Genomic DNA, 12,653 nt, shown 5'->3' with positions numbered 1-12,653 from the left:
CCGCCTATGTACTGGTTTATCGTCTGCCGGGTGAGGGGTGGGCAGAGGGTCCGCTCGCTCCCTTTCAGGATGCCCGCCGTGCGCTTGCCCTTATCGGGCGCCATGCGCATCGTGACGGTATCGACAAGGCGCGTATCAGTCTGCTTGGCTTCTCGGCTGGAGGCCATCTTATGGGCATGACTGCCTCGCAATGGCATGGGGAAGGTCCGTTTGCGTCCGTCCTTGCAAAGATATCCGTGCCGAAACCGGCGGGCGCTGCCCTGATCTACCCTGTGATCACGCTTGAGAAGCCCTATGATCATACGGCAACGCATCGGGATCTTGTGGGCGTCGATGCAGCCCCCGATCTGGCGCGTCTGTGGTCAGTGCAAAGTCATGTCAGGCCAGGTTATCCGCCGGTGTTTCTGACCCAGGCGGATAATGACCGTATAGCGAACCCCTATAATGCTGCACTGATGGCCCAGACCTGCGAGGCGATAGGGACGGCTGTCGATTATCACCGCCTGCCCAGTGGCGGGCATGGCTTCGGCATGGGTGAGCCTGATCAGGTTACCGCAAACTGGCCTGTCTGGTATGAATCCTGGCTTACCCAATACGGGCTGATCCGCGCCATCTGAGCGCTGATCGTGCCGGGGTGGGAGCTTGGCGTTTCACGGCGTTGAGCGTTGATGCCGCAGCCCCATGACATAAGTGGCGCTGATTGCCCTGTCGTCCCCGAGCATGGAAAGCGCGAAAAGCAGATCTGACACCGTTTCGGCCCGTTTCGCACGTTGCGCCATAAGGGGCGTCGCATAGGGGTCCATCACGCAAAGATCGGCCTCGAGCCCGGGCTCGACCTGGCCGATCTGATGCTGCAGCCCCAGCGCCTGTGCTGCCCCGGCTGTTGCCAGCCAATAGGCCTGCACCGGATGCAGACTCGTTCCATGTGACTGTGCAGCGCAATAGGCATCGTTCATTACGCGCAACATGGAGAGGCTGTTTCCGCCGCCAATATCGGTTCCCAGCCCAACATGCACACGCCGGTCGGGGCGCATGGCGTCGAACAGGCGAAAGGCGCCACTGCCCAGGAACGCGTTTGAGGTCGGACAATGCGCCAGGGTGCAGCCCGCATGGGCACAGCGCGTCAGGTCCTGCTCGTTTACATGGACGGCATGGCCGAAAATACTGCGCGGTCGAACAAGCCCTGCCTGGTCATACACATCCAGATAGCCTGTGCGATGAGGGAAAAGGGACCGGACCCATTCTTCCTCGCGCAGTGTTTCCAGAAGATGCGTCTGCATGAACAGATCGGGCGCCGTATCAAGGAGGGCTCCGGCCAGCTCAAGCTGGGTCTCGGTGCTGGTTGGGGCAAAGCGCGGCGTTACGGCATAGAGCTGACGGCCACGACCATGCCATTTGTCGATCAGGCGCTGGGACTCGTCATAACCGTCCTGAGCCGTATCACGCAGGTAATCTGGCGCATTGCGGTCCATGAGAACCTTGCCGGCGATCATACGCGTATTGCGTCGCGTTGACTCGCTGAAGAAGGCCTCGACCGACTCAGGATGAACCGTGCAGTAAACTGCTGCCGTTGTCGTGCCCTGGTCCAGAAGATTGTCGAGAAAATCCGAGGCGACGCGCTGGGCATAGGCCTGCTCGGCGAAGCGGCGTTCCTCAGGAAAGACGTAGCGTTCGAGCCAGGTGAGCAATTGCTCGCCATAGGACGCAATGACCCCGAGTTGCGGATAATGCACGTGCGTATCGATGAAGCCTGGCCCGATCAGGCTGCCGCGATGGTCGATGACCGCGCTGTTGTCTTTGAGCCCTGGCGCCAGCTGACCATAGGGCCCAACAGCACTGATGCGGCCATTCTCGATGATCACCAGACCATCCGTGTCGAAACTCAGAGCGTCATCCGGGCGCATATCGAACGGATTGCCGACAAAGCGCAGAACGGTCCCGCGCAGGGCGAGGCGGGGCGTGGGAGGGCAGGAGTCTGGGATAGCTGAAGCAGGTTGCACAGGGCTCATTTGACCTCTTCGAGGAGCTCTCGGCTAGTGAAAGCCTGTGTCTCATCCAGAAAGGCCGCGTTGGCAACGAGTTCGTCGCGAATCACCACGAGATAGGAAATGCCGCGAATAAGTTCGAGGCGTGTCACGAGGTCGGTTTCGGTTCGGTCGAGCGCACGCAGGCGACGCACTGCGGCGGCGGCAACACGCGCAGGGCGGTCGTGGCGGTCGCGCGTATATTCCATACGGTCGAGCAGCAATTCGATAGGGCGCCGGGCTGTAACGGGCAGATGCTCGCGGTCAAGCAGTGTGCGCAGCCGGATGGCGTTGAGACCGATGGTCATGATGGCAAGCGTGCCTTGCAGATAGCTCTCGACGACGGGAAGGGGCGAAGGGCCTGCATGGCGGATCAATCGGGCAAATCGATCGATATTGCGCCCGATCCATTGTCGTGTTTCCGGCGCCTTGCGCAGATGGCAGAGATTGCGCAGCTCCCCCAACATCTGCCGCCGCAGCCGCAGCCGCTCGGCCTGCGGGCTGAAAGGCAGAAAGGTATGAAAGACCAGCACAGCGGCGCAGGCAGCCATGAGGGTGCCCATGGCACCGTTATAGAAGGCAATCTCATCGAGGCGGTGGTGATTCTGGACATTCACCATGCTGGGCATGAGCAGGCCGTAAGCGGCGGCGGCACCTGCCGTGGCGACGTTGGCGCGCGCCAGCCCACCAATGAACATGGCAGGTCCGAATGCCATGATGAACATCTCGTAGGTGTCGAATTTCGGCACGAATATGAAGGTGAGGATACCCCCGGCGATAACTGACCAGATCGTTCCCTTGAGAAAGGCTGTTGTGCCTAGAACCGGATTTTCCTGCGTGGCAAACAGACCGCAGATAAGAGATGTCATCGAGATGAAGCCGGTGCCGTTCGGCCATGCGGTGACTTCCCACACAAGGGCCGTGAAAAGAATGGCCGCCATCACACGCAGGCCGTTATTGATGGCGTTGCGCGGATCGTGATGGGTTTGCAGCCTGAAGTGAAACCGGTCGCGCGGAATCAGATGGGTGCTGGCATCATATTCGATGATCGCGATTTCAAGATCGTTGAGCAATTCACCAAGCGCGACATGCAACACCCGTTCGTCCACCGGGCCAAGATCCGGCAGGTCGCTGTGATCCGGCCTTATGAACGGTGCGGCATGGACGCGACATTCCTCGATCAGCAGATGGAGGTCGGCTAGAATACCCTGAACGGGTTCCGCATCGCGCAGGCGTGCCTCGAGTCCACGAAGGAAGAGTTGCGCATGGTGCGAGGTTTCATGAAAACTGCCGTGGCTGTGAGCAAGGGCCGCGAGGCGGGCCGCCATACCAAAGCCTCGGGAAAGCAGGATGGAGACGGCAGCTAGGGCAGCACGGGCGTGGTCGCCCTCATGCCCATGAGGCCCCATCTCGATTTCAGCGAATTCGATCTCGCTGTTCAGGCGCAGGATCGTGGCAAACAGCTCACGCGCCTTGCGTTGGGTCGTGGCGGCGTCGGAGAGGATGTCAGCGATGGAGAGCGAGACGAGGGAGAGCGCAGTCTGAAGCTTGGTGCGCACCGCCTGTCGGGCCTGTCGCTCCTGACTGGTGGCAAAGACGAGGCCCATACCTGCCTCGCAGATCACGCCGAGCGCGATATAGGTCGAGCGTGACACCGCGATCATGAAAACGTTCTCGGGGTCGTAAACCGCGCCCATCGCGATGATGGCGCAGGTATAGCCTGACAGGACGAGCGCATAGGCGCGAAAATTGCTCACGAAGGTGGCCAGCCCCGCGCAGAGCCCCATCCAGAGTGCGAGTGTCAGGAAAAACAGGAGCGGCTGTTGCGGAAAAACCGTGAACAGGCCGATTGCCGCCATCGCACCGATTACTGTCCCCACAATACGCCATCGCGCCTTGGAGAGACTCTCGCCACGGGTGCCCTGTGCCACGGCCCAGACGGTCATGGTGGCCCAGATCGGGCTGTCGAGTTCCATCCACATGGCGATGCCGAGTGCCAGGAGCGCTGCGATTGTATTGCGTAGCGCAAACTCTACCGATTGAGCGGAAGGGGCGAACAGCCAGGCCCATCGGTCACGCTTGAGGGTGTAAGGCAGGCGTAGCGATATCTTTTCTGCCAAGCGCTTTTTGCCGCCTGAACGACCGGTTTTGAGAAAAGAGTGTGTGAACAGGCGCAAGGAGACGGAACCGGTTTGTGAGCAATCGAAAGGCCACAGCGTAGCCATCGCTCCATGATGGCAGCGCCCCCCCGGGAAGGAAAGCGTGCCGGAACATGTCGCACCTAAAGAATCAGTAACAGATGCGCCGACTATCCCGATTTCCTTCCCGCGATGAAGAAGTCGGGGGCTGAGGCGCGGTCCCCGTGCGGCCACTCAGGCAGAGCAGGATATGACGATGGAAATCACCAAATAGTTAACAGGCGTTATTTTTCGTTTTTGTCCGACTTTGCTGATCGCGGTCTGCTCCCCGGCGGTCGCAGAAGGAACGCCTGTATCTGAGTTCAGAGACAGGATTCTTCAGTCAACCGGCACGACAGAGACGATATCTATGAGTAACCAACTGTAATGGAGAAGAATCGATCATGACGTTCGCGCGTTGTCGCGGTATTGCCATTGTGGGCTAGCCTGACGACGTTCATGGTTTTCGCAAGGATTCTTTGCGTTGAATACCGTTTCATGTGGGCTGAACGGGTATCGATGCCTCCCGGAATGGGGCAACGCGAAAGGAAGGAAGAAGAAAACACAGCGTTAATTATTCGACAATTGCCTGGGGCGGCTGATTGAAAAAATGTGATATAAAAAAATACGGGTGATTTTCCCTAATTTATCAAAAACTTTACAAAGTTCTACTAGGCTGTTTTCACGTGTGTTGACGTGTGCATCGAAAAACGAACGTCGAAAAGATTTTTGTGAGAACTTTCTTCTTGTGCCGAAGTTGGAAACACTGTCTTGTCAGTTTGATTTTAACGAGATTGGATTGGAAGTATAAAAAACAAAAGATAAATCGTTAAACCTATTTACCTTGTAAAACTGATGCGATAAAAGATCCGGTTAAAAGAGTTAAACTTCAACAAAGAGAAAATAAATGTCAGAGTCAGAAACCAACGTCGCCCTGCTAGAGTTGACCGCTCAGATCGTTTCCTCTCACGTTGCCAACAATTCGATGGCTGGCGATGACCTGCCCGGTATGATCAAGCAAGTATACAACGCTCTGCAGGGTGCTGGTCAGGCTGACCCCGAGCCGGAGCGTCCGCAGCCTGCCGTGCCGATCAAGCGCTCTGTTTTCCCCGACTATATTGTCTGCCTTGAAGACGGTAAGAAGCTGAAGATGCTCAAGCGCCACCTGCAGAGCGCTTATGGCATGACGCCGGAGCAGTATCGCGAGCGCTGGGGTCTTCCGAGCGATTACCCGCTGGTTGCCCCGAATTACGCGGAGCGTCGTTCGCATCTTGCTCGTGAGATCGGGCTTGGCCGCAAGATCAATGCCGGTGCCGATGCAGCATCGCGCGCTCCCGCAGAGGAGAGCAGCGAAGGTGAAGAGCGTCCGGCCCGTCGTGGACGTGCAAAAAAGGCCTGATCTCTGGATTTACCCAGTAGACGCGCTTTGAAAGGCAACCCATCCTGCGATGGGTTGCCTTTTTTATTTGCGTGATGGGAAACAAGACCGATGACGGCGTTCAATCGCACGGATGACGATACCGGAGCCGCTCTGCTGCGCCAGCGGAGACGCCTTCTGCTCTGGCGCGGTATTGCTGTCGCGGCCTTGATCTTAACGATGCTGGTGCTCTTTATGCCGCGCAGGCCCCATGCACCACGCGACGCGATTGCGCGTCTCGAGATCACGGGTGTTATAGGCAACAGGGTCAGGCCGACTGTGGAAGCCATCGAGCGTGCCGGGCGTGATCCGCATATCAAGGGAATGTTGCTTGTCATTGACAGTCCGGGGGGCGGTGTGACTGGCGGTGAGGCGCTCCACGACGCCATTGCTCGCTTTGCCAGTCGCAAGCCGGTCGCCGTTTCGATGCAGGGTCTTGCGGCCTCGGCGGGTTACATGATTGCCGTCCCCGCCCAGCGGCTCTTTGCCTATCCCTCTTCCATCACCGGTTCGATCGGGGTCATCATGATGCGCCCCGATGCCTCCGTGTTGCTCGACCGCCTTGGCGTGAAGGCCGAGAGCATCACCTCCGGCCCCATGAAGGATCAGTCGCAGCCTTTCACCGCGCTCAAGCCTGAGGGACGGCAGATGCTCCAGGGGATCGTTGACGATCTGTTTGATCAGTTTGTCCTGATGGTCGCCAAGGGGCGTCATCGCCCCATAGAGGAAATACGCCAGCTGGCTGACGGGCGGCCCTATACCGGGCGCCAGGCTGTTGCGCTCCATCTGATTGATCAGATTGGTGATGAGGATCAGGCCGCTGCGTGGTTGCACGGCCAGATCAAGGACGGCAAGGATCTGCCAGTCAGGAAGCTCGCCATCAAGAAACCGGATCGTACGATGTGGGAGCGTCTCTATCATCGCTTCGGCGGTTCGTTGTTTGCCTGGCCCGAAGCAATCGACAAGGTCATGGCCTATCAGAGTCTTGACGGTGCAGTCTCGATTTTGCCACGGTAAGAACTGAGCGTTGTCGGGCGTATCGGACGATCCGCCCTCCTGTTACCGAGAGTTTGCAGAGCCCCTGATGACAAAATCCGAACTCATTGCCGAACTCTCGGCGGCGCATCCTCATCTCGGTGCCCGTCATATCGAGTTGATTGTCCAGACCATCCTCTCCGAAATTTCCGGCGCTCTCGCGCGGGGGGATCGGGTCGAGATCCGTGGCTTTGGCGCTTTCGTGGTCAAGAAGCGCGATGCCCGTCAGGGACGCAATCCGCGCACGGGCTCTGCTGTATCTGTAGAGGAAAAGACCATCCCGTTCTTCAAGGCTGGCAAGGAATTGCGCGAGCGCGTGAACGCCCACGCGACCCGACGCGGCTGAGCACGCGCGTTGAGTAAAAGGCGAGAATAGGCTGTCGCATTGACGCGCAGCCCAGGCAGGTCAGCATAATTTTCGGCCGGATCGGGCAGGAACCTGCCCAACGATCTTTAGACGATTGATCCGAAAGCTATCCTTGCAGAAGCACGAGCCAGGACCCGGCTGCGTGTTCCAACTATCGAGCAGTCGCTCTCAGTGCTTTCCTGCCTGGATCTCACTCAGCAGGAAGTCGCGAAGTACTGTTATCCGCTTCGACATCTTCAGTTCTTCAGGATAGACGAAGAAGGCTTCTACAGTCGGTATCGGCTCATGGTCGAGAATACGGATCAGTTCCGGATGCGCCTGAGCCAGATAGGTGGGGACCGATCCGATTCCGGCACCTTTGGCGATGGCTGTGGCGATGGCCGGGAAGCTGTTGATTTCCAGCTTGTTGCGAACTGACCCATGACACTGCCGGCGAACCAGTTCGAGCAGCCAGAAGGCATCGGGGAGGGGAGGTGACATACCAGCGAACCCGACCAGATGATGCTGGCCGAGCTCTGCAATACTGTTCGGGACACCGTGCTGGTCCAGATAGGCCTGACTGGAATAGATAGGCATCGCAAAATTGGCCAGATGACGCTGGATCAGATCGGCCTGCCTGGGGGGATGCATACGTATGGCGACGTCGGCCTCACGCATCCCGAGGTCGAGGTCCGTATCCTCCATGATCAAACTCACCTCGATATCGGGGTGAAGCGCCAGAAAACGTTGGAGTTTGGGGGCCAGCCAGCCGAGGCCAAACCCCGACGTTGTGGTGATCTTGAGCTCGCCCTTGGCCTTGACCTTGCTCTCGCTCAGATAGGCCTGTGTCAGGGAGAGTTTCGAGAACACTTCCCGGACGGTGTGGTTGAGTGTCTCGCCTTGCTCGGTCAGGATCAGGCCGCGGGCATGGCGATGAAAAAGCGGGACGTTCAGCGTCTCTTCAAGAGCCGAAATCTGCCGGGAAACTGCCGACTGGCTCAAATTGAGCCGGTCACCGGCATGGGTAAACGAACCCGCCTCGGCAACCGCATGGAATATTCGCAATTTGTCCCAGTCCATGCGGCTTTCCTAGAGCTCGTCCCCGACCACGTCAGAAAAAGAGCGCGAGCGGGCGGATTTCCCGGTCACGTGCCTGGCGGTCATCAAATGTTGATCACTATGACTTGGCAGCATTCTAAGGCCCTGCCAAGTCATTTTATGCAGCAACTCTTACGGAAGAATAACGATCGAAATGTCAGGACAGTCCAGCCAGAAGATGCTCGGCTTCGAGGGCTGCCATACATCCGGTGCCAGCAGCCGTAATCGCCTGCCTGAATTTCTTGTCCTGCACATCGCCAGCGGCAAACACGCCTTCGACTGAGGTTTTTGTGCTGCCGGGCACCGTGACGATGTAGCCCTCCGAATCACACTCCAGCGTTTCACGGAAGGGCCCGGTATTGGGGCTGTGGCCAATCGCCACGAACACGCCATCGACATCCAGGGTCTGTTCGCTGCCATCGAGCGTGTTGCGCAGGCGCACGCCACAAACGGTCTCTGGCTTGCCAGCACCGAGAATTTCCCCGACCGCGTTATTCCAGAGCACCGTGATCTTGGAATTGGCAAAAAGACGGTCCTGGAGGATGCGTTCTGCGCGCAAGCTGTCGCGTCGATGAACCAGCGTCACATGGTCGGCGTGGTGCGTGAGGTAGAGCGCCTCTTCGACCGCCGTGTTTCCGCCACCGATCACGGCCACTTTCTTGCCGCGATAGAAGAACCCGTCGCAGGTGGCGCAAGCCGAGACGCCACCGCTCTGCAGTCTGGCTTCGGAGGGCAGTCCAAGCCATTTCGCCTGGGCCCCTGTGGCAATGACAACAGTGCGTGCCAGATATTCCGCGCCGGAATCCGCCTTCAGACGAAAATAGTCATCGTCGGTTTTTTCGTTGAAGGCACATTCCGTGATCAGGTCGTAATGCATCTCGGTGCCGACATGCTCGGCCTGCAGGCGCATCTGCTCCACAAGCCAGGGACCCTGAACCGGCTCGGCAAAGCCGGGGTAGTTTTCAACATCGGTGGTGATGGTCAACTGGCCGCCTGGCTGCAGCCCGGCCACAAGAATCGGCTTGAGATTGGCACGCGCTGCGTAAATTGCTGCGGTATAGCCTGCCGGGCCTGCGCCAATAACAAGCAGATCAGTCCTGAAACTCTGGCTCACTGGAAATGTCCTTGAACTGGTGTTCGTTTAACCATTGGTCATTGATCATCCGGCAGAGTGTTGATGCACCATGCCTAAGTGACAAGACAATTGCGAAGAGACATGGCTCTCGGGTCAGGATGCAGATATAGGTGATGATGCGCGCCTGCCAACCGACTAGTTTTGCCCGACCCTCACGGTGACGATGACTGACAACGATCCTGACGACCACTTCCCCCACAACGCTGCTCCTCACGACGCTACGGCTCGAGTCGAGTCACTGTCGGCAGGTCTCTCCCCGGGATCGTCCAGCGCGACGATCGTCGATCTGGATTCGATCGACCGTCAGATCGTGGCCGAGTTGCAGCGCGACGGCCGTATGACCAATGTCGAGCTGGCGCGACGCACGGGCATCTCGGCACCGCCCTGCCTGCGTCGTGTTCGACGTCTTGAGGAAATTGGGGTCATTGAAGGCTATCATGCAGATGTGGATGCCTCCCGGCTCGGCTGGTCGCTGACATTCTTCGCGCTGATCGGGCTCGAGAGCCAGAAGGGCAGTGTACTGGAAGCTTTCGAGCGCGAAGTCGCCGGCTGGGCCGAAGTGCGTGAATGTCACATGATCCGGGGCGGCGGCGATTTTCTCGTGCGCCTCGTGGCCCGTGATGCTGCGCATCAGAACTACCTGACAAAGCGCCTGACGGATCTGGATCACGTGGTGCGCGTGCAAACGTTGCAAACCATACGCACCAGTCTGAACAGGGCCGGCGTTCCGGTATGATGTCCCCGCTTCCGGCGGATCTGACCCTCGTCATTCCTTGCTATAACGAAGCCGCCAATGTGGCACCCCTGATAGAGGGGGTGCGCCGTGCGCTTGAAGGCATGCGCTGGGAGATCGTCTTTGTCGATGATGACTCGCCCGACGGGACATCGAAAGCGGTCGAAAAGGCCGCGCAGGAGGATCCCCGGATCCGCCTGATCCGCCGCGTCGGGCGCAGGGGGCTTTCCTCTGCGGTGATTGAGGGCGCGTTGTCCTCCACATCGCCCGTTATCGCGGTGATGGACGGCGACCTGCAGCATGATGAAGGCATCCTGCGCGATCTGGTGAGGCCATTGCTTGAAAACCATGCCGATATCGCTGTCGCCAGCCGCCATATAGAGGGTGGCGATAGCAGCGGCCTGGCCAATCGGTGGCGGCATATGCTGTCGCAGGCCGGGATAAGGTTGTCGCAATCACTGCTGCCTATGCCGCTCTCCGATCCGATGAGCGGTTTCTTCGCGGTCAGACGGCCGATATTCGAACAGGCTGTTCCGAAACTTACCGGGACGGGCTTCAAGATCCTGCTCGAGATCGTCCTCTCCGTGCCGCGTCAGGCGCGGCTCATTGAAGTGCCCTTCGTGTTTCGTCCGCGTGTATCGGGTGAGAGTAAACTCAGTCCGCTGGTCATGGTGCAGTTTCTGGGCATGCTGATCGAGCGTGCCTTCGGTGGATGGCTGCCAACACGCTTCATCATTTTTGCGGCTGTCGGGCTGGTCGGGATCGCGGTCAATTTGCTGGTTTCGGAACTCGCGCGTTTCTCCGGGGCTGGTTTTCAGGTGAGTCAGATACTCGGTACGGCCTGCGCCATTCTTGCAAACTTCCAGTTGAACAATCGTATCACCTATCTCGATCGCCCCCTGCGCGGTCGCCGTTGGCTGCCGGGACTGTGTATCTTCGTCATCGGCGCCACCATCGGGGCTTTCGGTAATATCGGCGTTGCCGAACTGATTTATGACACGCATGGGCATTGGAGTCGTGCCAGCGCGGCTGGCGCAGTGATTGGTGTGGTCTGGAATTATGCGATTGCCTCTACCCTCGTCTGGCGCTGAGTCGGCTCCCCCCGCCAGAGGGGAAACGAGGGAGCTCGTCGCCCTGTTCTGGGGTGTCCTGCTTGTCCTGACCCTCCTGCGCATCGGTCTGGCGGCCACATTGGGTGTCTCACCAGACGAGGCCTATTACTGGACGTGGTCGCGCCATCTTCAGGCGGGTTACCTCGATCATCCGCCCATGATCGCCCTATGGATCAGGCTTGGCACAGCCTTGTTCGGAGATAGTGCTTTCGGGATCAGGGTACTCGGCCCTATCTCGGCGCTGCTTGGTTCGATCGTACTAGTCCGCGCCGGACGCGATCTTCTCGGAAGTGTTCAGGCCGGGTATCGTGCCTCCCTGCTGCTCAACGCGACACTCATGCTTGGCCTCGGGGCCGCCACGGCCACGCCGGATACACCGCTGGTTTTTTTCCTGACGCTTACTCTATGGGCCCTGGGGCGCCTGATCGTCACGGGGCAGCCGCGTTGGTGGCTGGCAACAGGACTGTTTTTTGGCCTGGCCTTTGACAGTAAATACACGGCTGTCTTGCCGGCTTTTGCCTGTGGGCTCTGGGTACTGGCAACGCCCGCACAACGCCGTCACTGGCTCTGGCTTGTTGGTGGAGCCGTCATCGGGCTTGCGACCATTCTCCCCGTATTGGCGTGGAATGCGGCGCATCACTGGGCTAGCTTTCTGAAGCAAGGCGGCCGGGCCAGCGACTGGCATCCACTCAAGGCGGTCAACTTTCTTGCGGAACTGGCTGGAGGTCAGATCGGTCTGGCCACGCCGCTGGTTTTCCTGCTTTTCTGCATCGGGATTATCTGGTGCATCAAACGCGCAGGGCGCGAACCAGTGGCGCGCCTTCTGGCCTGTCTATGCATCGTGCCGGTTGCCGTTTTCGTTCAGCATGCTTTTGGGGGGCGGGTGCAGGCCAACTGGCCGGTAGTGATCTATCCTGCAGCAGCTCTTGCGGCTGCTGCAACGCATCGGCGCATCGGTTATGCCTGCGCCCTCGGTCTTGCGATCACCGCGCTTATCAGCCTTCAGGGTATGGTCGCGCCGCTCCATCTCTCGGCCCATCACGATGTCATCGCCCGCCAGACTGCGGACTGGTCCGGGCTGGCACACAGGGTGCAGGGAGAGGTTTCACCGGGGCATAGCCTCGTTGTGGGCGATTATGCTCTCGCATCCATCATGCGCTACGAGACGCCCGATCAGCCGATATACAGCTATGACAGCCGCTGGGGTTTTCTTGGCGGACGTGACGCGCATGACCACGCCTATCCGGGGCCCAAAGCGCAATTGCTGCTACGCGAGAGCGAAAAGCCGGATCTTCCCTCGGCGTGGCTCGGCGCGGCTGAAACGGGCCGCTTCTGTCGCCTGCTGCGCGGCCAGCCGATCATCTGCTACCGTCTGATCAATCTGAACGTACCGGCCGGGACAGCAATGTACCGGCTACCTTGAGACTTTACCCATTGGGTTGTTTTTTTCGGATCAGTCCCCCCCAGGCCACAATGTCCGGGCTTTCTGACCGAATCATCGCATGTGGGGTAGAAATGGCCGCCCCGACATTCGCAGTCCTGAAGCTGTGTCAGGTCCTTTCCATCATGTAACGGT

At 58.9% G+C, this 12,653-nt stretch carries 11 protein-coding genes; 7 read left to right on the top strand and 4 right to left on the bottom strand.

Translation table 11 applies throughout. From position 1 onward, the window contains the following. Positions 1-617: alpha/beta hydrolase (locus P792_RS0117710; protein WP_031239956.1), on the top strand; the 617-nt coding region annotated here is incomplete at its 5' end. Positions 618-650: 33 nt separating this feature from the next. On the opposite strand, the gene guaD is transcribed toward P792_RS0117710, so the two are convergent. Together guaD and P792_RS22670 are read right to left on the bottom strand one after the other, a co-directional pair. After that, on the bottom strand, positions 651-2,009 hold the full coding sequence (gene guaD, locus P792_RS22675) for a guanine deaminase (RefSeq protein WP_023977543.1): 1,359 nt from the start codon (positions 2,007-2,009) through the stop codon (positions 651-653). Continuing rightward, positions 2,006-4,144, bottom strand: coding sequence for an FUSC family protein (locus P792_RS22670; protein ID WP_235075370.1), 2,139 nt, complete (start codon positions 4,142-4,144; stop codon positions 2,006-2,008). Before P792_RS22670 ends, guaD begins: the two co-directional genes overlap by 4 nt. Positions 4,145-5,108: 964 nt before the next feature. On the opposite strand from P792_RS22670, the gene P792_RS22665 reads away from it, so the two are divergent. The 3 genes from P792_RS22665 (at position 5,109) to P792_RS22655 (ending at position 6,999) form a co-directional block, all read left to right on the top strand. Further along, positions 5,109-5,600 carry a MucR family transcriptional regulator gene (locus tag P792_RS22665; protein ID WP_023977541.1) on the top strand — a complete coding sequence of 164 codons (492 nt, stop codon included), beginning with the start codon at positions 5,109-5,111 and terminating at the stop codon, positions 5,598-5,600. 90 nt (positions 5,601-5,690) lie between these two features. Next, entirely contained in the window at positions 5,691-6,635 is a 945-nt protein-coding gene (gene sppA, locus P792_RS22660) for a signal peptide peptidase SppA (protein WP_023977540.1), read from the top strand. A 67-nt stretch (positions 6,636-6,702) separates the two neighbouring features. After that, positions 6,703-6,999 (top strand): integration host factor subunit beta, encoded by a 297-nt coding sequence (locus tag P792_RS22655; RefSeq protein ID WP_023977539.1) that lies wholly within the window; start codon positions 6,703-6,705, stop codon positions 6,997-6,999. Positions 7,000-7,188: 189 nt separating this feature from the next. Here P792_RS22655 and P792_RS22650 read toward each other — a convergent pair whose 3' ends face one another. Further along, a complete protein-coding gene (locus P792_RS22650) occupies positions 7,189-8,079 on the bottom strand; it encodes a LysR family transcriptional regulator (protein ID WP_023977538.1) in 891 nt (296 codons plus the stop codon). A 175-nt stretch (positions 8,080-8,254) separates the two neighbouring features. After that, on the bottom strand, positions 8,255-9,211 hold the full coding sequence (gene trxB / locus P792_RS22645; protein WP_023977537.1) for a thioredoxin-disulfide reductase: 957 nt from the start codon (positions 9,209-9,211) through the stop codon (positions 8,255-8,257). Positions 9,212-9,470: 259 nt separating this feature from the next. Here trxB and P792_RS22640 point away from each other — a divergent pair, with 259 nt between their 5' ends. Genes P792_RS22640 through P792_RS22630 form a run of 3 tightly spaced genes read left to right on the top strand, consistent with a single transcriptional unit; the run spans position 9,471 to position 12,500 of the window. Continuing rightward, a complete protein-coding gene (locus tag P792_RS22640) occupies positions 9,471-9,968 on the top strand; it encodes an Lrp/AsnC family transcriptional regulator (RefSeq protein WP_051395788.1) in 498 nt (165 codons plus the stop codon). Further along, positions 9,965-11,056 carry a glycosyltransferase family 2 protein gene (locus P792_RS22635; RefSeq protein ID WP_031239953.1) on the top strand — a complete coding sequence of 364 codons (1,092 nt, stop codon included), beginning with the start codon at positions 9,965-9,967 and terminating at the stop codon, positions 11,054-11,056. Before P792_RS22640 ends, P792_RS22635 begins: the two co-directional genes overlap by 4 nt. Further along, the gene (locus P792_RS22630) at positions 11,025-12,500 is read left to right on the top strand and encodes a glycosyltransferase family 39 protein (RefSeq protein WP_152530110.1); all 1,476 of its coding nucleotides are present in this window, start codon (positions 11,025-11,027) and stop codon (positions 12,498-12,500) included. The genes P792_RS22635 and P792_RS22630 overlap by 32 nt, the downstream gene beginning before the upstream one ends. Positions 12,501-12,653: the final 153 nt, after the last annotated feature.

This window comes from Asaia sp. SF2.1, assembly GCF_000505765.1.
GTDB classification, from domain to species: Bacteria; Pseudomonadota; Alphaproteobacteria; order Acetobacterales; family Acetobacteraceae; genus Asaia; species Asaia bogorensis.
Note: the sequence above shows the minus strand (reverse complement) of the source record. Positions and strands in the feature narration are given on the sequence as shown.